Here is a 23,165-nt window from a genome sequence, read left to right on the forward strand (position 1 = left end):
CTTAGAAGCCTAAACTGGATAACAGGTCATCTACGTCATCCTGACCTGACATAACGTCTTCACGTTTATCGGCATGAATCTGCGGACCTTCACCCTTGGCGAGATGTTTTTGTGGATCTTTTTCCGAGAGGATCGCTTCGCGGTCATGTTCAATGCCGGCGAAACGATCAACCTGGCCTGCCATAAGCACCAATTTGAGCAAGTTGCTTTCCACTTCGGTGACCAATTGGGTCACACGCTTGATCACCTGACCGGTGAGGTCCTGGTAATCCTGGGCCAGCAGAATGTCGTTGAGGTTGCTGGAAACCGTGCGGTTTTCCTGCTCGCTGCGTGACAAGAACCCGTCGACCCGACGCGCCAACTCACGAAACTCTTCAGCCCCGACTTCGCGGCGCATGAAACGGCCCCAGTCGTGGCTCAAGGCCTGGGCCTCGGTGGCCATGCCGTTGACCAGGGGCGTGGCGTTTTCCACCAGGTCCATGGTGCGGTTGGCCGCCGCCTCAGTCAGCCTGACCACATAGGACAGGCGTTCGGTGGCATCGGTGATCTGCGAGATCTCTTCGGCCTGGGGCATATGCGGGTCAATCTGGAAATTGACGATCGCACTGTGCAGCTCGCGCGTGAGCTTGCCCACTTCCTGATACAGGCCGCGGTCACGGGTCTGATTGAGCTCATGGATTAACTGCACCGCATCGCCGAACTGGCCTTTTTCAAGGCTGTCGACCAACTGGTGAGCATGCTTTTTCAGGGTCGACTCAAAGTCTCCCTGTGACGTTTCTTTATGCTCCATAGCTCCCCCGCGATGGCATTAGCCGTGGATGCGTTCGAAGATTTTTTCGATCTTCTCTTTCAAGGCCAATGCAGTGAATGGCTTGACCACGTAACCGTTAACCCCGGCTTGGGCGGCTTCGATGATCTGTTCACGCTTGGCTTCGGCGGTCACCATCAGCACGGGAAGGCTGCGTAGTTTTTCGTCAGCGCGCACGTGGCGCAGCAAGTCGATACCGGTCATGCCCGGCATGTTCCAGTCCGTTACCAGAAAGTCGATGCTCCCGCTGTTGAGGATCGGAATCGCCGTAATGCCGTCATCCGCCTCGACCGTGTTAGTGAACCCAAGGTCACGCAACAGGTTTTTTATGATCCGCCGCATCGTTGAAAAGTCATCAACGATGAGGATTTTCATGTTCTTGTCCAATTCGACCTCCAAGCAGTCTTAAACGCGCCCAGCACCTGGACGCGCCATTTCAATCAACAGGCATTACACAAAAAGGACGCCTCGGGCACCACGGGTCGAAACCGCGAAGGCTTGCTGCCCTCGCGGTATCGTCTGCAGTGTCCCCACACTGCCTGTCAGCGCGCTCGCCACTCTCCCAAACGCCCCCGCAAGCGGGCTGCGCACTGGCTGTGCAACTGGCTGACCCGCGATTCGCTGACCCCCAGGACCTCACCGATTTCCTTGAGGTTCAGCTCTTCGTCGTAGTACAGCGCCAACACCAACCGCTCACGCTCCGGCAAATTGGCAATCGCGTCCGCCAGCGCACCCTGGAAGCGTTCATCTTCCAGGTCACGCGACGGCTCCATATGAGCACTCGCGCCATCCTCGTGCAGCCCTTCGTGCTCGCCGTCCTGCAAGAGGTCGTCGAAACTGAACAGGCGGCTGCCCAAGGTATCGTTCAAAATCCCGTAATAATCGTCGAGACTCAATTGGAGTTCGGCCGCAACTTCGTGATCTTTAGCGTCGCGACCGGTTTTTGCTTCAATTGCGCGAATTGCGTCACTGACCATGCGCGTATTGCGATGCACCGAACGTGGTGCCCAGTCACCTTTACGCACCTCGTCGAGCATCGCGCCACGGATACGAATCCCCGCATACGTCTCGAAGCTCGCCCCCTTGCTCGCGTCGTATTTGGTCGACACTTCGAGCAAACCGATCATGCCCGCCTGGATCAGGTCTTCGACCTGGACGCTGGCGGGCAGGCGTGCCAGCAAGTGATAGGCGATGCGCTTGACCAGTGGCGCGTAGCGCTCGATCAACTCACCCTGGCTGTCACGGGCCGACTTTTTGTAAGCGTTATAGCCGTTCGCTGTCATAGCACGGGTCCTGCGCTCGTCTGATGCACCAATCGCTCGACGAAAAACTCCAGATGCCCCCGAGGGTTGGCGGGCAACGGCCAGGTATCGACCTTCTGGGCAATAGCCTTGAACGCCAATGCGCATTTGGAACGAGGGAACGCTTCGTAGACTGCACGCTGCTTTTGCACAGCCTTGCGCACACACTCGTCGTAGGGAACTGCGCCGACGTATTGTAAGGCGACATCGAGGAAGCGATCCGTGACCTTGGTCAACTTGGCGAACAGGTTGCGCCCTTCCTGCGGGCTCTGGGCCATGTTGGCCAGCACGCGGAAGCGGTTCATGCCGTAGTCACGGTTAAGCAGTTTGATCAGGGCGTAGGCGTCGGTGATCGAGGTGGGTTCGTCGCAGACCACCAGCAATACTTCCTGCGCGGCGCGCACGAAGCTGACCACGGACTCGCCGATCCCGGCCGCGGTGTCGATCACCAGCACGTCGAGGTTGTCGCCGATATCACTGAAGGCCTGGATCAGCCCGGCATGCTGTGCCGGGCTCAGGTGCACCATGCTCTGGGTGCCGGAGGCGGCAGGCACGATGCGGATGCCGCCAGGGCCCTGCAGCAGCACATCGCGCAGCTCACAGCGGCCCTCGATCACATCGGCAAGGGTGTGTTTGGGCGTCAGCCCCAGCAGAACGTCGACGTTCGCCAGCCCCAGGTCAGCATCCAGCAGCATGACGCGACGGCCAAGCTCTGCCAGGGCCAGGGACAAATTCACTGACACGTTAGTTTTCCCGACGCCACCTTTGCCGCCGGTCACCGCGATCACCTGTACGGGATGCATGCTGCCCATTTTATTTCTTTACCTTGTCTTGCTTAGACGCAGGCTACATGGCTTGGCCGCGTGAATCGCTTGCAGACCATCGATGTAGGTACATTTCACGGTGTTCATCCTGACTCAACCCACCCGTTTTGCCGGGCTGTGGTAAAGGTCGGCGAACATATCGGCCATCGCTTCCTCGCTAGGCTCTTCTTGCATTTGCACGCTGACTGCGCGGCTGACCAACTGATGACGGCGCGGCAGATGCAGATCATCCGGGATCCGCGGTCCGTCGGTCAGGTAGGCGACCGGCAATTCATGACTGATGGCCAGGCTCAGCACCTCGCCCAGGCTCGCAGTTTCGTCGAGCTTGGTGAGGATGCAACCGGCCAGGCCACAACGCTTGTAACTGTGGTACGCAGCGGTAAGAACTTGTTTCTGGCTGGTGGTTGCAAGCACCAGGTAATTTTTCGACTTGATGCCGCGACCTGCCAGGCTTTCCAGTTGCATGCGCAACGCCGGGTCGCTGGCTTGCAGGCCGGCGGTATCGATCAGCACCACGCGCTTGCGCAGCAGCGGGTCGAGGGCGTTGGCCAGGGACTGGCCCGGGTCGACATGGGTCACCGATACGTTGAGGATCCGGCCCAGGGTCTTGAGCTGTTCCTGGGCGCCAATGCGGTAGCTGTCCATGCTCACCAGCGCGATATTCTGCGCGCCGTACTTGAGCACATAGCGTGCGGCCAGCTTGGCCAGGGTGGTGGTCTTGCCCATGCCGGCTGGGCCGACCATGGCAATCACACCGCCCTCTTCCAGGGGTTCGATTTCCGGGGTGGCAATCATGCGCGCCAAGTGGGCCAGCAACATGCGCCAGGCCTGGCGGGGTTCTTCGATTTCGGTGGTCAGCGCCAGCAGGTCGCGGGACAACGGGCCGGACAAGCCGATGCGTTGCAGGCGGCGCCACAGGTTGGCCTGTTGCGGCTTGCTGCCTTGCAATTGGGTCCAGGCCAGCGAGCCAAGCTGCACTTCGAGCAGTTCGCGCAGGCCGTTGAGTTCAAAGCGCATCGAGTCGAACACGCGCTGGTCGACAGCCGCAGCCGGGGCAGGCGCGGCCGGACGTGGCGGCTCTTTGAAGGTCGGCTCGACCAGCGGCTCGGCAGCGGTCAACGGCAAGCCAGCGAACAACTGGCGATTGGTGGTGGCATCGCTGTCGCCCCGCATGCTCAGCTCAGCCTGGGCCGAGACAATGCGCGAAGCGGTCTTGCGCAGCTCGTCTTCAAGCTCCATGTTCGGCACGCGTGGCGCCAGGGCCTGGGGGGTGTAATCCAGGGCAGCCGTCAGCTCGACACCGCCGGCAATACGACGGTTTCCGATAATCGCGGCGTCGGCGCCCAGCTCATCACGAACCAGTTTCATGGCCTGACGCATATCGGCGGCGAAAAAACGCTTAACTTGCATAACCCACTACCCTCAGCCGTTGGGCCCTACTGTCGCGACGATAGTCACTTGCTTGTTGTCAGGAATTTCCTGATAAGCCAAAACGTGCAAATTCGGTACTGCCAGGCGCCCAAACCGCGACAACATCGCCCGGACGGGGCCTGCCACCAGCAGGATCACCGGTTGGCCCTGCATTTCCTGGCGCTGTGCGGCGTCGATCAACGAACGCTGCAGCTTCTCAGCCATGCTTGGCTCCAGCAGAACGCCCTCTTCCTGGCCTTGTCCTGCCTTCTGAATACTATTGAGCAATATTTGTTCCAACCTTGGTTCCAAGGTGATCACAGGCAGCTCGGAGTCAAGCCCTACAATGCTTTGCACGATTGCACGCGACAATCCGACGCGCACCGCAGCCACCAAGGCGGCAGTATCTTGACTCTTGGCGGCGTTGTTGGCGATGGCCTCGGCGATGCTGCGAATGTCGCGTACCGGCACTTGTTCGGCCAGCAGCGCCTGCAGCACTTTGAGCAATTGCGACAACGACAGCACGCCCGGCACCAGCTCTTCGGCGAGTTTTGGTGAGGCTTTGCCGAGCAAACCCATCAATTGCTGGACTTCCTCGTGGCCGATCAGCTCATGGGAGTGCTTGTACAGAATCTGGTTAAGGTGAGTGGCAACCACGGTGCTGGCGTCCACCACGGTATAGCCGAGCGACTGGGCCTGGCTGCGCTGGCTGATTTCGATCCATACCGCTTCCAGGCCAAAAGCCGGATCTTTGGCGGTGATGCCATTGAGGCTGCCGAACACCTGCCCAGGGTTGATCGCCAGCTCGCGGTCCGGGTAGATCTCGGCTTCGGCCAGGATCACGCCCATCAGCGTCAAGCGGTAGGCACTGGGCGCCAGGTCGAGGTTGTCGCGGATATGCACAGTGGGCATCAAAAAGCCCAGGTCCTGGGACAGCTTCTTGCGCACACCCTTGATCCGCGCGAGCAATTGCCCGCCTTGGTTGCGGTCCACCAGCGGAATCAGGCGATAGCCGACTTCCAGGCCGATCATGTCGATCGGGGTCACGTCATCCCAGCCAAGCTCCTTGGTTTCCTGGGCGCGGGCCGGGGATGGCAGCAGCTCCTGCTGGCGCGCGACTTCCTGCAAGGCTTGAACCTTGACGGCGTTCTGCTTCTTCCAGAACAGGTACGCACCGCCACCGGCCAGCGCAGCCATGCTGAGGAACGACACGTGCGGCATGCCCGGCACGATGCCCATGATCGCCATAATGCCCGCCGCCACGGCCAGCGCCTTGGGCGAGGCGAACATCTGGCGGCTGATCTGCTTGCCCATGTCTTCGGAGCCCGAAGCACGGGTCACCATGATCGCCGCTGCTGTGGATAACAACAGTGATGGCAATTGCGCCACTAAACCGTCACCGATGGTCAGCAAGGCGTACACCTTGCCCGCATCGCCGAAAGTCATGCCGTGTTGGAAGATGCCGACTGCCATGCCGCCGATGAGGTTGATGAACAGGATCAGCAGGCCCGCAATGGCGTCACCGCGCACGAATTTACTGGCACCGTCCATGGAGCCGTAGAACTCGGCTTCCTGGGCGACTTCCAAACGACGGGTTTTAGCTTGGTTCTGGTCGATCAGGCCGGCGTTGAGGTCGGCGTCGATGGCCATCTGTTTCCCGGGCATGGCGTCGAGGGTAAAGCGCGCGCTCACCTCGGAGATCCGCCCGGCGCCCTTGGTCACCACCACGAAGTTGATGATCATCAGGATCGCAAACACCACGATACCGACCACGTAGTTACCGCCGATCACCACCTCACCGAAGGCCTGGATCACCTTACCGGCGGCGGCGTGGCCGTCCTGGCCGTGGAGCATGACCACACGGGTCGACGCCACGTTCAGCGCCAGGCGCAACAGGGTCGCGACCAGCAAAATGGTGGGGAATACCGCGAAATCCAGCGGTCGCAAGGCGTAGACGCACACCAGCAGCACCACCACCGACAGGGCGATGTTGAAGGTGAAGAACACGTCCAACAGGAACGGCGGCATCGGCAACATCATCATTGCCAGCATGACCAGCAACAACAACGGCACACCCAGATTGCCCCGCGAGAGGTCAGTCAGGGTGGTACGGGCCGTGCCGAACATTTGAGAGCGATCCACCACCGGTATTCCTCGTTTCCTTGAAGCAAACTTTTGACGCCGGGAGGCGTCCTGCAGGCGGTATTGCAAGAAGCCTTCCAACTTTTGTCTTGAGGGCGTAGATGGCTGCAGACGTCTGATTTTTAAGGGGTGCGACCCCAATCAAATGTGGGAGGAGGCTTGCTCCCGATTGCAGTGTGTCGGGCCAAGAACAGGCCACTGACACACCGCTATCGGGAGCAAGCCCCCTCCCACATTTGGATTGGTGTGCATCCGTAGCCGCTCTAGCCGTTGCGCAGCTGATGGAGGCAGGGCGATTGTTATCAGATGAACGTTTACAGAACCCGTATGTTTCCGGCCTGCGGGCCCTTCGGTCCGTCCGCAATTTCGTATTCTACTTTTTGGTTCTCTTCCAGGGTTTTGTACCCATCCGATTGGATCGCCGAGTAATGGGCGAAAACATCTGCGCTTCCATCATCCGGAGTAATAAACCCAAACCCCTTCGTCGCGTTAAACCACTTCACAGTACCCGTTGCCATTGCCGTTCTCCTGACTTGCGGGATAAAGCTCACTGCGGATGCATAGACCGCATCGCGCCCATGGATTCTCTGGACCTCCACCCGCAAGCCCACGGAAAGCTGAATGCATCGCGAAACCATGAAGTCCACTCGCACATCGTCTTCACCGTTTTCCAGGGCAATCAAACCCATCCCGGATTTCTCGTCGTAATATTTGACAGTGCCTCTGACCGCCTTCAAAACCACTCTCCCTGCCTCTCATCTACAGCCTTCGCGCAGTGCTTTAGGCAATAGAACCGCGAGAACGCCCCAGTGACTACTGTCAAAGTTGACAGGTAGACGGGCATTCATGAAGAGTGGTCGCCAACAGAAATCAGGAATCGCGGCGCAATTCCGGCGGGATTGGCAGGTCTTTGAGCGGATCCGGGCGTTTGCCCTTGCCCGCGCGGTACTGGCGAATCTGATAGACATAGGCCAATACCTGCGCCACGGCCAGGTACAACCCGGCAGGGATTTCCTGGTCGAGGTCGGTGGAGTAGAAGATCGACCGCGCCAGCTCCGGCGACTCCAGCAGGAGGATGTCGTGGGCCACCGCAATTTCACGGATTTTCAACGCGGTAAAATCGCTGCCCTTGGCCAGCAGCATCGGCGCGCCGCCCTTCTCCGGGTCGTACTTGAGGGCCACGGCGTAGTGGGTCGGGTTGGTGATGATCACGTCGGCGTCGGGCACCGAGGCCATCATCTTGCGCTGGGACATTTCCCGCTGCAGCTGGCGAATGCGCTGCTTGACCTCGGGGCGGCCTTCCTGGTCCTTGTGCTCATCGCGCACTTCCTGCTTGGTCATCAGCAGTTTCTTGTGGCTTTCCCACAGCTGGATCGGCGCATCCACCGCCGCGATGATGATCAGCCCGGCCGCCATCCACAGCGCGCTCCAGCCCACCACCTGCACGCTGTGGATGATCGCCGACTCCAGCGGTTCATGGGCAATGCGCAGCAGGTCGTCGATGTCGGACGACAACACCATCAACGCCACAAACAGGATCAGGATGAACTTGGCCAAGGCCTTGAGCAGCTCCACCAAGGCCTTGGCGGAAAACATGCGCTTGAGCCCGGCACCGGGGTTCATGCGGCTGAATTTGGGCGCCATGCTGCCGGCAGCGAACAGCCAGCCACCCAAGGCGACCGGGCCGATCAGCGCGGCCAGCAGCAAGGTGATCAGGATCGGCTGCACCGCCAGGAGCGCGATCTTGCCGGAGTGCAGCAGGTACTGGCCCATGGCGTCGGGGTTGAGCAGCACTTCGCGGGGCAAGGCGAAGTTGTGCTTCATCAGCTCCATCAAGTCCAGCGCCAGGCCACCGCCGTAGATCAGCAAGGCGCCGGAGCCGGCCATCATGGTGGCGACGGTATTGAGCTCTTTAGAGCGCGCAATCTCGCCCTTTTCCCTGGAGTCCTTTTTGCGTTTCTCCGTGGGGTCTTCTGTTTTGTCCTGACCACTCTCGCTCTCGGCCATGGCTCAGCGCGCCCGTGCCAGATCACGTAAGAACTGCAAGGCGTCGGTCGCCAGCGGTTGATACTGATTGAGAATGTCAGCCAGGCCGACCCAGAAAATCCCCATGCCCAATACCAGGGTCAACGGGAAACCGATCGAAAAGATGTTCAGTTGCGGCGCCGCACGGGTCATTACGCCAAACGCAATATTGACCACCAGCAACGCAGTAATGGCCGGCAGCACCAGCAACAGCGAGGCACCCAACACCCAGCCAAGCCGCCCCACCACTTCCCAGAAATGGTTGACCACCAGCCCCGAGCCCACCGGCAAGGTGGTGAAGCTTTCGGTCAGCACCTCGAACGCCACCAGGTGGCCGTTCATCGCCAGGAACAGCAAGGTCACCAGCATGGTCAGGAACTGCCCGATCACCGCCGCCGACACGCCGTTGGTGGGGTCGACCATGGACGCGAAGCCCATGCCCATCTGGATCGAGATGATTTGCCCGGCGATCACAAACGCCTGGAAAAACAGCTGCAGCGAGAAGCCCAGCAGCGTACCGATCAGGACCTGCTCGGCGATGAGCATCAGGGCACTGAGGTCCAGCGCATTGACCGGCGGCATCGGCGGCAGGCCAGGCACGAGCACCACCGTAATAGCCACGGCGAAATACAAGCGGATCCGCCGTGGCACGAGGGTCGTGCCGAACACCGGCATGGCCATCAACATGGCTGTTATCCGGAACAGCGGCAAAATGAAGGACGCCACCCAAGTGCTGATCTGGGTGTCGGTCAATGCCAGCAAGGATTGCATCGGGTCAGCCGATCAACTGCGGAATACTGCCGTACAGCTGCAGGATGTATTCCATGAAGGTCTGCACCAGCCACGGGCCGGCGACGATCAGGGTGACCAGCATCACCAGCAGGCGCGGCAGGAAGCTCAAGGTCTGTTCGTTGATCTGGGTCGCGGCCTGGAACATCGCCACCAGCAGGCCCACCAACAGGCTCGGCACCACCAGCACGGCGACCATCACGGTGGTCAGCCACAGCGCTTCACGGAACAGGTCGACGGCGACTTCGGGAGTCATTGCGCTATACCCCGCCGAAACTACTGGCCAGGGTGCCGATAATCAGCGCCCAGCCGTCCACCAGCACAAACAGCATGATCTTGAACGGCAACGAGATGATCAGCGGCGACAGCATCATCATACCCATGGCCATCAGCACGCTCGCCACCACCAGGTCGATGATCAGGAACGGGATAAAGATCATGAAGCCGATTTGGAACGCCGTCTTCAATTCAGAGGTGACGAACGCAGGCACCAGGATGGTCAACGGCGCCTGGTCCGGGGTGGCGATGTCGGTCCGCTTGGACAGGCGCATGAACAGCTCAAGGTCGCTGGAGCGGGTCTGCGACAGCATGAAATCCTTGATCGGGCCCTGGGCCTTGTCGATGGCGTCCTGGGCGGTCATTTTTTCCGCCAGGTAGGGTTGCAGGGCTTGCTGGTTCACCTTGTCGAACACCGGCGCCATGATGAACAGCGTCAAGAACAAGGCCATGCCGGTGAGAATCTGGTTCGACGGCGTCTGCTGCAGGCCCAGGGCCTGGCGCAGGATCGAGAACACGATGATGATCCGCGTGAAGCTGGTCATCAGCATGACAAACGCCGGGATAAAGCTCAGCGCGGTCATGATCAGCAGGATCTGCAGGCTGACCGAATACTCCTGCGCACCCGCCGCGTTGGTCCCCAGCGTAATGGCCGGGATCGACAACGGGTCGGCGCCGAACGCCAATGGCGTCGCCAGCAACAGCATGAGCGTCAATAAAACGCGCATTACTTCTTATCCTTCTGATCCTTGCCCAGCAACTCCATCAGGCGCTGGGCGAATTCTGGCGTGGCGGGCTTGGACGAGTCCACGTTCACCGGAGTCTTGAGCACGTGCAAGGGGGTGATGCGGCCGGGGGTGATGCCCAGCAGGATCTGTTCCTCACCCACTTGCACCAGCACCAGCCGATCACGCGGGCCGAGGGCGCGCGAGCCGATCAGCTCGATGACCTGGGCGTTGCCCGGGCCGACGCTCTGCACTCGACGCAGCAACCAGGCCAGCACGAAGATCAAGCCGACCACCAGCAACAGCCCGAGCACCAGCTGGGTCAATTGCCCGCCCAGGCCAGTGCCTACCGGCGCAGCGGCCGCGGCCTGAGCCACCGGTTCGGCCGCCCAGGCGTCCAATGGCAGCGCGACTAACAGTCCCACCATCAGCCGTTTCATATCAGCGCAGCTTCTTGATGCGTTCGCTCGGGCTGATCACGTCCGTCAGGCGGATGCCGAACTTTTCGTTGACCACCACCACCTCGCCATGGGCGATCAGGGTGCCGTTGACCAGCACATCCAGCGGCTCGCCGGCCAGGCGGTCAAGCTCGATCACCGACCCCTGGTTGAGTTGCAGCAGGTTGCGGATGTTGATGTCAGTGCTGCCCACTTCCATGGAGATCGACACCGGGATGTCGAGAATCACATCCAGGTTCGGGCCATCAAGGGTCACTGGGTCATTGTTCTTCGGCACGCTGCCGAATTCTTCCATCGGCAGGCGCTTGCCGGCCGGTGCAGTGGCGGCATCAGCGGCCAGCAGTGCATCGATATCGTCCTGGCCAACATCGCCGGTTTCTTCCAATGCCGCTGCCCATTCGTCAGCCAGGGCCTGGTCTTCGGCGGAAGTGATTTCTTGTTCGGTAGCCATTACATGTCCTCGGCGGAGCAAACATTCATAAATAGGGGTGCATCAACAGCGGTGGCTCAGCGACGGGTGATCGACTCCACCACCTGCAGTGCCAGGTTGCCCTTGTGGGAACCCAGCTTGACCTTGAACGACGGCACGCCATTGGCGCGCATGATCATTTCTTCCGGCAATTCGACCGGGATGATGTCCCCCGGCTGCATGTGCAAAATATCGCGCAAGCGCAACTGGCGACGGGCCACCGTGGCGCTCAGCGGCACGTCGACGTCCAACAGGTCTTCGCGCAGGGCCTTGACCCAGCGTTCGTCCTGGTCGTCGAGGTCGGACTGGAAACCGGCATCGAGCATCTCGCGCACCGGCTCGATCATCGAGTACGGCATGGTCACGTGCAGGTCGCCGCCACCGCCATCGAGTTCGATGTGGAAGGTGGACACCACAATGGCTTCGCTGGGGCCGACGATGTTGGCCATGGCCGGGTTCACTTCCGAGTTGATGTACTCGAAATTGACTTCCATGATTGCCTGCCAGGCTTCCTTCAAATCGATGAAGGCTTGCTCCAGCACCATGCGCACTACCCGCAACTCGGTGGGGGTGAATTCACGGCCTTCGATCTTGGCGTGACGGCCGTCACCGCCGAAGAAGTTGTCCACCAGCTTGAACACCAGCTTGGCGTCGAGGATGAACAGCGCGGTACCGCGCAGCGGCTTGATCTTGACCAGGTTGAGACTGGTAGGCACGTACAGCGAGTGCACGTATTCACCGAATTTCATCACCTGCACGCCACCCACCGCCACGTCCGCAGAACGGCGCAGCATGTTGAACATGCTGATACGGGTGTAGCGGGCAAAACGCTCGTTGATCATTTCCAGGGTCGGCATGCGTCCACGGACGATGCGATCCTGGCTGGTCAGGTCATAACTTTTGACACTGCCGGGTTCGGCAGCCATTTCGGTCTGTACCAGACCATCGTCGACGCCATGCAACAGTGCGTCGATTTCATCCTGGGACAGCAGGTCCTGCACGGCCATGTCGTGATCCTACTGCAATACGAAGTTAGTGAAGAGCGCCTGCTCGATCACGACTTTGCCGAGCTCTTTCTGGGCCACTTCCTGCACGCTGGCAGTGACCTTCTGGCGCAGCATTTCCTGGCCCACCGGGGTGGCGAGTGTGTCGAAGCTTTGGCCGGAGAACAGCATCACCAGGTTGTTGCGGATCACCGGCATATGCACCTTGAGGGCATCCAGGTCCGACTGGTTGCGCGCCAGCAAGGTGATGCTCACCTGCAGGTAGCGTTGACGACCGTTCTGATTGAAGTTGGCGACAAAGGCCGGGAGCATCGGCTCGAAGATTGCCGGTTGCTTGACGTTGCTGGCGGTTTCGGCAGCGGGGGCCGGTTTGCTGGCGCTGCTGTGCATGATGTACCAGGTGCCACCCACCGAAGCGCCGATGGCCAGGAGCAGGCCCAGGACTATCAACAGGATAAGCTTGAGCTTACCTTTGCCTGCGGGTGCTTTTGCTGCGTCGTCGCTCTTCGCCATGCCAATAATCCGTCACTATTCGGGGATTCATAGATCTACGGAAAGGCAAGAGCAAGTGTTATGCCAGAGTTGTCTGAAGTGGGGGACGTAAGGACGCGGCAAGTCAAATTGTGGGAGGGGGCTTGCCCCCGATAGCGGTGTATCAGTCACCCATGTTTCAGCTGACAACCCCTCATCGGGAGCAAGCCCCCTCCCACATTTCATCCGGCGCAAAAATCAGATCAGGCGTAGTAGTCGACGGCGCTGGAGCCGATCACCGTCGACGTTACCGGCGCTACCGCTTCAGCCACATCAACAGGGCTAACGCTGTCGCCGTTATCGCCACCCCGACCGCCGCTGCTGCTCACGCCACGGGTCTGGGCCTGTTGTTGCTGCTGCTCCTGGCCACGGGACTGGTCGGAGACATTGACGTCCACCTGCCCCATGCCCTGCTGGGCAAACATCTCCCGCAGACGGCCGGACTGGCTTTCCAGCGCTTCACGCACCACCGGGTGGGCGCTCATGAAATTGACTTGGGCCTGCTGGTCGGCGGTCATGTTGACTTTGATATCCAGGCGACCAAGCTCAGCGGGTTGCAACTGGATCTCCGCCGACTTGAGGTTGGCGCTGGACAGGTACATCACACGGTTGACGATTTCATCGGTCCAACCGCTCTGGTGCATGGCCAACGGCGCATTGGTCACCGGCGGCAAAGCGTTCGCCGTTTTCGGCGTGGCCGCTTGCGTCAACGCCGCCAGACGGTTGGCGAAGTCATCGACACGGGTGTCGCTGCTGGCGTTCTTCAAATCTTTAAGGCCATCTTCGATCAGCCCGCTGAACGCCTTGTCGCCGCCCTGGTCGGTGCTGTCCTTGGTCGCTTGCTGGTCGACCATATTGGCCAGGCCAGCGGCAAAGTTCTGCGCGGCGGTCGGCTGATCCTGGGTCGGTGCCGGTGCGGCCTTCGCCGAGGCCTGGCTGCTGGCCGACACATGCCCGCCCTGCTCCATCGCCAGGCGCACGGCCGGCATGGCGTCCAAGGGGTCGGCCTCCGGATCGAAGGCCGGCTTGGCCGCCTCGGTCGCGGCGACCGGCGCTGCAACCACCGGCTGAGTGTTGTCATCCTTGGCTGTGGTGACGGGCGCCGGGGTCTCAACCGGCACCGGCACGGCCACCGGGGTGACGGTGGCAATCAATGCCGGGTCGACCACCGGGTCAACCGGAGGCTGCTGCACCAAGGTCGGATCGGCCGGCGCGTCGTCATCTTTGCTGGCGCTGTCGTCGGTCTTGGCCGGCGGGCTGGCAGGCAAGGTATTGCCGCTATCGGCAACCGCTGGTGTGCTGGCGGCAGGCTTGTCATTGCCTGATGCCGGCTTGGCGCTGGCGTCGGAAGGCTTGTCCCGCGTGGGTTTGGGCGAGTTGTCGTCGGCTTTGGCTGCGGGTTTGGCGCCTTGGCTGGCGAACACTTGAGCGAAGCCAGGGCCCTTGTCCCGTGGGTCCGCAGCCACCGCCGGTTGATTGGCGGCGGGCGCTTGAGGCTTGGCCGCGGGGGCAGCCTGCAGGAGGGAATTCGGGGCGACTGGCATAGGTAAAGGTCTCCACTGCATGGGGATCGGGGATGCAGTATCTAGAGGTAGAGCAAGAGTTGGGCCAGGTTTTGATTTTACGGTGTACCTATCCGTTGTGTGGGTAACGGATGAAAGGGGTCCGCCCCAACACTCGGCACCTCGCCTGGGCTCGGTGTGCCCCAGATCACGATCATAAGCAGGCTGATATCTACCTGATGGATGGAGATCAAACGGTGGGAGGGGGCTTATTGCAGTGTGTCAGCTAACACCTCTGCAACTGCCCCACTGCTATCGGGAGCAAGCCCCCTCCCACATTTAACCGAGATCGACAGTAAGAACCCGGCAGGACGACGGGTTAGCCACTGTAAGCGCGGCCCCCCTAAGTGGCCGTTACCGCAGCAACGGATATGTACACAACCTCAACTCAAATCTGAAAGCGCTGCCGCTCCGTCTCATACAACGGCTTCACCAACGCAAACTCCCGATCAATCTGGTCCACCAACTCCCCCAAATCACTAATCCCAGCCCCAGCCCCAACCGACTCAACCTCCAGCCGCTGGCACAACTGCGCCAACCGCACCGCGCCAAGGTTCCCACTGCTCCCCTTGAAACTATGTGCAATCCGCCCCAACGCCTTGGCATCATCCCTGGCCTTACGCAACGCTTCGACGCGTTTCTGGGAGTCATCAAGAAAGGTATCGAGCAACTTGGGATACTCACCCTCCATGACTTCCTGCAAACCCGACAACACATCAGGGTCCAGATGTAGATCAACCACTTGCTCGCTCCTTGATCAAGAATCGACGGATTATGCCAGAGCCTCCCAGGAAAACTCCACGCAGACACTGCGCCCGCCATCGGACCAGCGTACAGCGCTGCTCAACTGACGCACCAGGCTCAAGCCCCGGCCAGACAGACGGTCGATATCCAGCGGCCGCGCCAGCACCTGTTCCACGTCGAAACCAAGCCCGCTGTCTTCGACACGCAGGGTCATCGTGCCGCCCGTCTCGGTCGGCACCACCTGCACATGCACGCGTATATGGCCGCTATCAAGCTGCGCCAGGCGGTCATTGCGCTGGCGGTAATACTCGGCAAACCCGTCGGCATCGCGCTTGAGCCGCGAATCCAGGCCCAGTACGCCATGCTCCAGGGCATTGGAGTACAACTCGGCCATCACGCTGTAGAGCGCCCCGCTCTGCTCGCGCAGGCCGTGGATCTCCAGCAGCAGTTGCAGCAGGTACGGTAATGGGTTGTAACGCTTTAAGGTCTCGGCGCGGAATTCAAAACTCACCGACCAATCCAGCGGGCACGACTGCCCGCTGTCGGCATACAACGGCCCGCTGGCACGCAGTGGCGGCCCGGCTTGCAGGGTGATTTCCACCATGCTCACGTCATCCCGCGCCTCACCTCGAAACGCCGCCAGGGCCTGTTCGATCGCTTCAAATAAACGATCAGGCTCGCGATTGGCGGCGAACACCTGCTGCAAGCGTTCGGCGCCGAACAGTTGGTCATTGGCGTCGGCGGTATCCAGTACCCCATCGGACAACAGGAACACCCGGTCGCCCAGGGCCATGGGCCAGACTTCGGTGCGGTCATCAAAGGTTTCGGCCGACAGCACCCCCAACGGCAGATGCCGCGACGCCAGCGGCGTACGCTTGCCGGTCGCGACTTCATGCACATACCCGTCAGGCATGCCGCCGTTCCACACCTCCACCACCCGCCGCTGCGTGCTCAGGCACAACAGGGTGGCGCAGCAGAACATGTCCACCGGCAGGATGCGCTTGAGCTTGGCGTTCATCTCGCGCAGGGTCTGCGCCAGGCCGTAGCCCTTGGCGGTCATGCCATAGAACACCTCCGCCAGGGGCATGGCGCCCACCGCCGCCGGCAAGCCGTGGCCGGTGAAGTCGCCGAGCAGCACGTGCATATCGCCGGACGGCGTGTAGGCGGCCAGCAGCAGGTCGCCGTTGAACAGCGCGTAGGGCGACTGCAGGTAGCGGATATTCGGCGCGGCATTGATACAGCCGGAATGAGCGACCTTATCGAACACCGCCTTGGCCACCCGCTGCTCATGCAGAAGGTAGTCGTGATGCTTGGCGATCAGGTCGCGCTGCTGCAAGACCGTGGCCTGCAGGCGGCGCAAACGGTCCATGGCGTTGATCTTCGCTGCCAGGATCAGCGGGTTGTAAGGCTTGGGCAGGAAGTCATCACCCCCCGCATCCAGGCACTGCGCCAGCGCCTCGCTCTGGCGCAGTGACGTGAGGAAAATGATCGGCACCAGCGCCTCCCCCGCCAACTGCTTGATCTGCCGCGCAGCTTCAAAGCCGTCCATCACCGGCATCAGCGCATCCATCAACACCAGTTGTGGCCGTTCGCGGATGAACACCTCGACCGCTTGCGCACCGTTGGTGGCGGTGAGCACCTGGTGGCCCTGGCGCCGGATAATGGTCGACAGCAACAGCAAATCGGCGGCGCTGTCTTCAGCGATCAATACACTCAGCGCTTGCGCAACCGGGGCCAGGACGCTCAAGTGAGGTCGAACAATTTGTCGAAGTTGGAAATGGCGAGGATCTTGCGCACGTCGGAGTTGCTGTTGACGACCTGAACCTCGGCCTCATCGCCGCCGGCATGGTCACGTAACAGCAGGAGCATGCCCAGCGCAGAGCTGTCCATATACGTGGTCTCCTTCAAGTCCACCACGTAGATCTCGGGCACCTTGTAAAACCGCTCGTAGGCGTCACGAAAGGCTTGATGGCTACCGAAATCGAACCGCCCTTTGACTGAAATCGTCAACTTCTTCCCATCCAGGGATACATCTGACTCGACTGACATGCGACTGCTTCCTTGTCATTGGCAATGACACAAGGTTTAGCAGGTGAACCGGCTATGGGCAACACAACACATCAAATGTGTATGGGCTATGCACTATTTGTAGTGAGCGGGCTTGCCCCGCGCTGGGGGGCGAAGCCTCCCCCAAAAAGGCCATTGGGTTATTCAGGTAAAACGCGGTGTCAGGTTTTAGGGCCGCTTCGCAGCCCAGCGCGGGGCAAGCCCGCTCACTACACGCGTGTGTCATCGCAGGTAAGCCCGCGCCTTAATACTGTTCTTGCCGTGGAAGGCGCTGAGAGAGTTCGTCGAGCAGCTTTTGCTCGCGTTTGTCTTCAAGTGCCCGCGCTTCATCGATATAGCGCTGCACCAGCTTGCGCAGGCCTTCGACCCGGGCAAACGCCGCTTGCCAGCTCTCGCGCGCTTTATCGAGGTTGTTCTGGTGCCACGCCAGGCTCTGGCGTTGCTGGCCGACGGCCGTTTCCAACTGGTTGAGAAAGCCCTGGTAACCCATCAACCACTGGCCCGATACGCCTTTGGCGCCGCGTTCGATCCATTGTTGCTGGTATTCACCGCGAAAACGCTCCAGATCGCCGAGTTTACTTTCCGCCAGGCGCACCTGGCCCTGGAAATAACCCAGGCGCTGAACGGCGGTTTTCTCGGCCTTTTCGGCCATGTCCACCACCGGAGCCAGGCGTGCGGCGCGGCTGTTGGCCATGGCTTAGCCGCCCGGCGCGGGGGCGAAGATCGACTGCAGGTGCGCTTCGCTTTCGCCCATGCTGATCTTGTCGTTGAGGCCTTGGCGCAAGTAGGTCACCAGCTGCGGTTGCAGGGCGATGGCCAGGTCGGTGTCGCGATCACCGCCGGCCACGTAAGCGCCGACACTGATCAAGTCGCGGCTTTGTTGGTAGCGCGACCACAGTTGCTTGAAGTGTTGCGCGCGGGCCATGTGTTCCGGGGTGACCACCGCCGGCATCACCCGGCTGATGGACGCTTCGATATCGATGGCCGGGTAGTGCCCTTCTTCGGCCAGACGCCGCGACAACACAATGTGGCCGTCGAGCACGCCCCGCGCCGAGTCGGCAATCGGGTCCTGCTGGTCATCGCCTTCGGACAGCACCGTGTAGAACGCGGTGATCGAGCCCCCGCCCGCCTCGGCATTACCGGCGCGTTCCACCAGTTTGGGCAACTTGGCGAACACCGACGGCGGGTAACCCTTGGTCGCAGGCGGTTCGCCAATGGCCAGGGCGATTTCCCGCTGGGCCTGGGCAAAACGCGTGAGCGAGTCCATCAGCAACAGGACGTTCTTGCCCTTGTCGCGAAAATACTCAGCGATGCGCGTGCAGTACATCGCGGCGCGCAAACGCATCAGCGGCGCATCGTCCGCCGGCGAGGCGACCACGACGGAGCGCTTGAGGCCTTCTTCGCCGAGGCTGTGCTCGATGAATTCCTTCACCTCACGGCCCCGCTCACCGATCAGGCCCACCACAATGATGTCGGCCTCGGTAAAGCGCGTCATCATGCCCAGCAACACCGACTTACCCACGCCGGTACCGGCGAACAGGCCCAGACGCTGGCCGCGACCGACCGTCAATAATCCGTTGATGCTGCGAATGCCCACGTCCAGCGGCACGCTGATGGGGTTACGGTTGAGCGGGTTGATGGTGGGGCCGTCCATCGGCACCCAATCTTCGGCCTTCATGCCGCCCTTGCCATCCAGCGCGCGACCGGCGCCGTCCAGTACGCGGCCGAGCATGCTCATGCCCATCGGCAGGCGGCCGGTGTCGGCCAAGGGCACCACGCGGGCGCCGGGGGCAATGCCCGCCAGGCTGCCGACAGGCATCAGGAAAATCTTGTTGCCGGAAAAACCCATCACTTCGGCTTCGACTTGCACCGGGTGGTAGCTGTCGTCGTTGATGACCATGCAGCGGCTGCCCATGGCGGCGCGCAGGCCTTCGGCTTCGAGGGTCAGGCCGACCATGCGCAACAGGCGCCCTTCGAGGATAGGCTGGCCGGGCAACGCTGTGGCTTCGGCGTAACCGCTCAAGCGCTTGGCGAAGCTGGTGCGATCAAGGCGCATCGGGGGCGTCCAGGTCCACGCTCAGGTCAGGCTCGGCGGGGTTCAGAACCTGCTCATGCACCTGGTCCAGCAGCTTGGCCATGATCTGGCTGATGCGGGTTTCCACCGTCGCATCGATGCGACTGTGTTCGGTCTCGACGCGGCAACCGCCGGGCTGCAACGCGGCGTCTTCGACGATGCGCCAGGTTTCTTCGTGGCGCTCGCGCAGGGCTTTGACCTGTTCGAAATCCTGCGGGTTGATGTACAACCGCACATTGCCGACGCCCAGAGGCAGCAGCTTGAGGGCTTCGCGCATCACGCTTTCGATATGGCTGGAGTCCAGCACCAGCTCGCGCTGGATCACTTGGCGAGCGATGTGCTCGACCAGGCCGACCATGGCTTTTTCGATCTGCGAATCCTGCTCGGCAATGGGGTCGAACAGCACCCCCATCAAGCGCTCCAGGCTGGCCAGCTTGACGCTCAGCGCCGCCTCGGCTTCCTGGCGCACTTTGAGGGTGGTGCTGCGAAAACCATCTTTTTCACCGGCGGCGAAGCCTTCGTTGTAGGCCTCCTGGCGGATGCTTTCCAACTCTTCCAGGGTCAGCGGCTGGACTTCATCCAGCGGCACTTCTTCCATTTCCACCGGCAGCTCTTCAACCGGTTCCGGCTCGGGCTCGGGCACATGCGGATCGAAGCTGGGCAACGACCAGATGTCGAACCCGCCGACATCCCGCGCGCGAATCAGATCGCTGGGAGCCTCATCTTTGTTCGACATGGAAAGCGCCTTAAATCATTTCTTCGCCGCCCTTCCCGCCGAGAACGATTTCTCCGGCTTCGGCCATACGGCGGGCAATGGTGAGGATCTCTTTCTGCGCGGTTTCGACGTCGCTGACGCGCACCGGCCCTTTGGCTTCCAGGTCGTCGCGCAACAGTTCCGAGGCACGCTTGGACATGTTCTTGAAGATCTTTTCCTTGACGCCTTCGTCGGAGCCCTTGAGGGCCAGCACCAGCACGTCGGAGGACACTTCGCGCAGCAACGCCTGGATGCCACGGTCGTCGACATCGGAGAGGTTGTTGAACACGAACATGAGGTCTTCGATCTGGCCGGACAGGGTATCGTCGATCTCGCGGATCGAGTCCATCAGCTGGCCTTCGACCGAGCTGTCGAGGAAGTTCATGATATCGGCCGCGCGCTTGATGCCACCCAAGGTGGTACGCGAGGCATTCGAGTTGCCGGAGAACTGCTTCTCCAGAATCGTGTTGAGTTCTTTGAGGGCCGCCGGCTGCACAGTGTTCAGCGACGACACGCGCAGGATAATGTCCAGGCGCACTTTATGGTCGAAGTGGCCCAGCACTTCACCGGCCTGGTCCGGGTCGAGGTAGGCCACCACGATCGCCTGGATCTGCGGGTGCTCGTAGCGGATCACGTCGGCAACGGCGCGCGGCTCCATCCATTTCAGGCTGTCGAGGCCGCTGGTGTTGCCACCGAGCAGGATGCGGTCGATCAGGCCGTTGGCTTTGTCTTCGCCCAGGGCCGAGGTGAGCATCTTGCGGATGTAGCTGTCGGAGCCGACGCCCAGGCTGGTCTGGTCGCCGACGATCTCGACGAACTCGCTCATCACCTGTTCGACTTGCTCACGGTGCACATTGCGCATTTGCGCCATGGCCACGCCCACCCGCTGAACTTCTTTGGGGCCCATGTGGCGCAGCACTTGGGCGGCGTCGGTTTCACCGAGGGACAGCAGCAGGACTGCGGCTTTGTCGACCTTGGTAAGTTTGGCAACAGCGGCTCGATCACTCATCTGCGTTAATCCACTCTTTCACGACCTGGGCCACACGACCCGGGTCTTCTGCCACCAGACTTTTGATTGCGTTCAACTGAGCGTCGTAGCCTTCGCTCGGGCTCGGCAACAGGATGCTTTGCGGACCGCCGAGGCTGACGCGGTCGTTGGCCAGTTCGCCATCCAGGCCGCCCATGCCACCCAACTCGACATCGCTGCCACCGAAGGCCGCCAGTTGTTTCTTGCCGTTGCCGGTGATGTTGTTGAGCACTGGGCGCAGCACGCCGAACACCAGAACCAGGATGAACAACACACCCAACACTTGCTTGACGATGTCCCAGAACCACGGCTGCGAGTAGAACGCCGGCTCAGCGATCACTTCGCCACGCTCGGCGGAGAACGGCATGTTGATCACGCTGACACTGTCGCCACGGCTGGCATCGAAACCGACGGCGTCCTGCACCAATCGAGTGAAGCGCGCCAATTCATCGGCGCTCCACGGGGCACGGGTAACGGCGCCATCTGCCGCATTGACCTTGACTTGGTCATCGACGACCACCGACACCGACAGGCGATTGACGCGGCCTTGTTGCTGCTTGGTGTGGCTGATGGAGCGGTCCAGCTCAAAGTTTTTGGTGGACTGGTTACGTTTGTCCGCCGGGTACGGTGCGAGCATCGGCTGGCCAGTGGCCGGGTCCATGATCTGCTGGCCGTTGGCGTCCAACAGCGGTTGGCCTGGCTGGATCGCGCCAGCGGTAGCGGCAGCGCCACCGGTGGTTTGCGGGGCCGAGGCCGGCGCTGGTGGCTGGTTGCTCAGGGCACCCGGTACGCCTTGCGGCGGGCCGTTGGCGGCGGTGCGTTGTTCGCTGGTGGATTGCTCGCTGCGCAGCGCCGGCTGGTCCGGGTTGAATTGCTCGGAGGTCGACTCGACGGCGCTGAAGTCCACGTCGGCGGACACTTCAGCCTTGTAGCGGTCGTTGCCCAGCACCGGTTGCAGGATGTTATGCACACGCTGGGTGAGCATGCTTTCTACACGGCGGCTGTAGTCGAACTGCTTACCGGCCTGGGTCAGCGCGGAGTTTTCACCCTGGTCGGACAGGAGGTTGCCCTTCTGGTCGACGACGGTGATCTGCGACTTGCTCAACTCAGGAACGCTGGTAGCCACCAGATTGACGATCGCCAGTACCTGGCCCGGCTCCAGGGAGCGGCCGGAGAACAGTTCGACCAATACCGAGGCGCTCGGCTTGCGCTCATCGCGCACAAACACTGAGCTTTTCGGAATGGCCAGGTGCACGCGGGCACCCTTGACGTTGTTCAGGCTGGAGATGGTGCGCGCCAGTTCGCCTTCCAGGCCACGACGGTAGCGAGTGGCTTCCATGAACTGGCTGGTCCCCAGGCCCTGGTCCTTGTCGAGGATTTCAAACCCGATGTTGCTGTCGGACGGGGTCACGCCGGCTGCCGCAAGCTTCATGCGTGCACGGGCTACATCGTCGGCCTTGACCAGCAGGGCCCCGGAGTTGGGCTCCACGGTGTAGGCGATATCGGCGGCGGCCAGGGTTTCCATGATCTGCTTGGAATCCATGCCCGCCAGGCTGCCATACAGCGGCCGGTAATCGGGTTGCTGCGACCACAACACCACGGCAAAACCAATCGCCACGCTGGCAGCCAGGCCGACCATCAGGCCCACCTGACGCAACATGGTCATTTCGGAGAGGTTTTCCAGGAACGACAGGCCAAACAGCGGCGGCTTGCCGTCTGCCTTGGCGGGTGCGTTGTCCACGACTGCTTCTGCCATGACTTAAATCTCGTCCTTAAACCGGCATCTGCATGATGTCTTGATAGGCCTGAACCAGCTTGTTACGCACCTGGGTCAACGCCTGGAACGAAACACTGGCCTTTTGCGAGGCAACCATCACATCGGTAAGGTCCACGCCGCTTTTGCCGATCTCGAAGGCATTGGCCAACTGGCTGGAGGCTTGCTGGGTGTCACTGACTTTGTTGATGGCCTGGCCGAGCATGTCGGCGAAGCTGCTTTGGCCCAATTCCGGCGCTGGCGCGACAGATTTCGGTTGAGCCATGGCATCCATTTGCATGGAGCGCATATCCAACATCAACCGATTGAACTCAATACCCTGGCTCATGAACTTCTCTCTCCGACAACCCGCATGTTTTTTGACGCTACGCCGCAATTACTAGGGAAGTAGCAACAAGGGT

At 61.1% G+C, this 23,165-nt stretch carries 25 protein-coding genes; all 25 read right to left on the reverse strand.

The features are described from left to right. Position 1: 1 nt before the first annotated feature. Complete coding sequence (locus AC3ZU9_RS03475; protein WP_015885172.1) at positions 2-790, reverse strand: protein phosphatase CheZ; 789 nt, start codon at positions 788-790, stop codon at positions 2-4. Between the two features lie 18 nt (positions 791-808). After that, the gene (locus AC3ZU9_RS03480; protein WP_015885173.1) at positions 809-1,183 is read right to left on the reverse strand and encodes a chemotaxis response regulator CheY; all 375 of its coding nucleotides are present in this window, start codon (positions 1,181-1,183) and stop codon (positions 809-811) included. 167 nt (positions 1,184-1,350) lie between these two features. Further along, complete coding sequence (fliA, locus tag AC3ZU9_RS03485; protein ID WP_015885174.1) at positions 1,351-2,091, reverse strand: RNA polymerase sigma factor FliA; 741 nt, start codon at positions 2,089-2,091, stop codon at positions 1,351-1,353. Then, on the reverse strand, positions 2,088-2,921 hold the full coding sequence (fleN, locus tag AC3ZU9_RS03490; RefSeq protein ID WP_003192912.1) for a flagellar synthesis regulator FleN: 834 nt from the start codon (positions 2,919-2,921) through the stop codon (positions 2,088-2,090). Before fleN ends, fliA begins: the two co-directional genes overlap by 4 nt. Positions 2,922-3,026: 105 nt before the next feature. Further along, positions 3,027-4,343 (reverse strand): flagellar biosynthesis GTPase FlhF, encoded by a 1,317-nt coding sequence (gene flhF, locus AC3ZU9_RS03495; RefSeq protein ID WP_015885175.1) that lies wholly within the window; start codon positions 4,341-4,343, stop codon positions 3,027-3,029. A gap of 12 nt (positions 4,344-4,355) precedes the next feature. Continuing rightward, positions 4,356-6,470 carry a flagellar biosynthesis protein FlhA gene (gene flhA / locus AC3ZU9_RS03500; RefSeq protein WP_255610971.1) on the reverse strand — a complete coding sequence of 705 codons (2,115 nt, stop codon included), beginning with the start codon at positions 6,468-6,470 and terminating at the stop codon, positions 4,356-4,358. Between the two features lie 329 nt (positions 6,471-6,799). Beyond that, the gene (gene cspE, locus AC3ZU9_RS03505) at positions 6,800-7,003 is read right to left on the reverse strand and encodes a transcription antiterminator/RNA stability regulator CspE (protein ID WP_102062042.1); all 204 of its coding nucleotides are present in this window, start codon (positions 7,001-7,003) and stop codon (positions 6,800-6,802) included. A 352-nt stretch (positions 7,004-7,355) separates the two neighbouring features. Continuing rightward, the gene (gene flhB, locus AC3ZU9_RS03510) at positions 7,356-8,492 is read right to left on the reverse strand and encodes a flagellar biosynthesis protein FlhB (RefSeq protein WP_093543720.1); all 1,137 of its coding nucleotides are present in this window, start codon (positions 8,490-8,492) and stop codon (positions 7,356-7,358) included. Positions 8,493-8,495: 3 nt separating this feature from the next. Then, positions 8,496-9,281 carry a flagellar biosynthetic protein FliR gene (fliR, locus tag AC3ZU9_RS03515; protein ID WP_043205710.1) on the reverse strand — a complete coding sequence of 262 codons (786 nt, stop codon included), beginning with the start codon at positions 9,279-9,281 and terminating at the stop codon, positions 8,496-8,498. A 4-nt stretch (positions 9,282-9,285) separates the two neighbouring features. After that, a complete protein-coding gene (gene fliQ / locus AC3ZU9_RS03520) occupies positions 9,286-9,555 on the reverse strand; it encodes a flagellar biosynthesis protein FliQ (RefSeq protein WP_010208761.1) in 270 nt (89 codons plus the stop codon). A gap of 4 nt (positions 9,556-9,559) precedes the next feature. Further along, a complete protein-coding gene (gene fliP, locus AC3ZU9_RS03525) occupies positions 9,560-10,303 on the reverse strand; it encodes a flagellar type III secretion system pore protein FliP (protein WP_015885180.1) in 744 nt (247 codons plus the stop codon). Next, a complete protein-coding gene (gene fliO / locus AC3ZU9_RS03530; protein ID WP_046036033.1) occupies positions 10,303-10,740 on the reverse strand; it encodes a flagellar biosynthetic protein FliO in 438 nt (145 codons plus the stop codon). The genes fliP and fliO overlap by 1 nt, the downstream gene beginning before the upstream one ends. 1 nt (position 10,741) lies before the next feature. After that, the gene (gene fliN / locus AC3ZU9_RS03535; protein ID WP_015885182.1) at positions 10,742-11,209 is read right to left on the reverse strand and encodes a flagellar motor switch protein FliN; all 468 of its coding nucleotides are present in this window, start codon (positions 11,207-11,209) and stop codon (positions 10,742-10,744) included. Positions 11,210-11,265: 56 nt separating this feature from the next. Continuing rightward, positions 11,266-12,234 (reverse strand): flagellar motor switch protein FliM, encoded by a 969-nt coding sequence (fliM, locus tag AC3ZU9_RS03540; RefSeq protein ID WP_015885183.1) that lies wholly within the window; start codon positions 12,232-12,234, stop codon positions 11,266-11,268. Between the two features lie 9 nt (positions 12,235-12,243). After that, positions 12,244-12,744, reverse strand: coding sequence for a flagellar basal body-associated protein FliL (fliL, locus tag AC3ZU9_RS03545; protein ID WP_015885184.1), 501 nt, complete (start codon positions 12,742-12,744; stop codon positions 12,244-12,246). Between the two features lie 221 nt (positions 12,745-12,965). Beyond that, positions 12,966-14,306, reverse strand: a complete 1,341-nt coding sequence (locus AC3ZU9_RS03550) for a flagellar hook-length control protein FliK (RefSeq protein WP_490090315.1) — start codon at positions 14,304-14,306, stop codon at positions 12,966-12,968. A gap of 406 nt (positions 14,307-14,712) precedes the next feature. Then, positions 14,713-15,066 carry an Hpt domain-containing protein gene (locus tag AC3ZU9_RS03555; protein WP_015885186.1) on the reverse strand — a complete coding sequence of 118 codons (354 nt, stop codon included), beginning with the start codon at positions 15,064-15,066 and terminating at the stop codon, positions 14,713-14,715. A gap of 30 nt (positions 15,067-15,096) precedes the next feature. Beyond that, positions 15,097-16,815: an ATP-binding SpoIIE family protein phosphatase gene (locus tag AC3ZU9_RS03560; RefSeq protein ID WP_231808129.1), complete on the reverse strand. Its 1,719-nt coding sequence runs from the start codon at positions 16,813-16,815 to the stop codon at positions 15,097-15,099. After that, positions 16,812-17,117: an STAS domain-containing protein gene (locus AC3ZU9_RS03565; protein ID WP_015885188.1), complete on the reverse strand. Its 306-nt coding sequence runs from the start codon at positions 17,115-17,117 to the stop codon at positions 16,812-16,814. Before AC3ZU9_RS03565 ends, AC3ZU9_RS03560 begins: the two co-directional genes overlap by 4 nt. 262 nt (positions 17,118-17,379) lie before the next feature. Beyond that, on the reverse strand, positions 17,380-17,829 hold the full coding sequence (gene fliJ / locus AC3ZU9_RS03570; protein ID WP_015885189.1) for a flagellar export protein FliJ: 450 nt from the start codon (positions 17,827-17,829) through the stop codon (positions 17,380-17,382). Between the two features lie 3 nt (positions 17,830-17,832). Continuing rightward, positions 17,833-19,191 carry a flagellar protein export ATPase FliI gene (gene fliI, locus AC3ZU9_RS03575; protein ID WP_046036030.1) on the reverse strand — a complete coding sequence of 453 codons (1,359 nt, stop codon included), beginning with the start codon at positions 19,189-19,191 and terminating at the stop codon, positions 17,833-17,835. Then, positions 19,181-19,945: a flagellar assembly protein FliH gene (fliH, locus tag AC3ZU9_RS03580; RefSeq protein ID WP_490090316.1), complete on the reverse strand. Its 765-nt coding sequence runs from the start codon at positions 19,943-19,945 to the stop codon at positions 19,181-19,183. The genes fliI and fliH overlap by 11 nt, the downstream gene beginning before the upstream one ends. Positions 19,946-19,955: 10 nt before the next feature. Further along, entirely contained in the window at positions 19,956-20,972 is a 1,017-nt protein-coding gene (gene fliG, locus AC3ZU9_RS03585) for a flagellar motor switch protein FliG (RefSeq protein ID WP_015885192.1), read from the reverse strand. Further along, positions 20,965-22,746 (reverse strand): flagellar basal-body MS-ring/collar protein FliF, encoded by a 1,782-nt coding sequence (gene fliF, locus AC3ZU9_RS03590; protein WP_015885193.1) that lies wholly within the window; start codon positions 22,744-22,746, stop codon positions 20,965-20,967. The genes fliG and fliF overlap by 8 nt, the downstream gene beginning before the upstream one ends. A 16-nt stretch (positions 22,747-22,762) precedes the next feature. Continuing rightward, positions 22,763-23,092 (reverse strand): flagellar hook-basal body complex protein FliE, encoded by a 330-nt coding sequence (gene fliE / locus AC3ZU9_RS03595; RefSeq protein ID WP_015885194.1) that lies wholly within the window; start codon positions 23,090-23,092, stop codon positions 22,763-22,765. Between the last annotated feature and the right edge of the window lie 73 nt (positions 23,093-23,165).

It is taken from the genome of Pseudomonas sp. A39, from assembly GCF_058145955.1.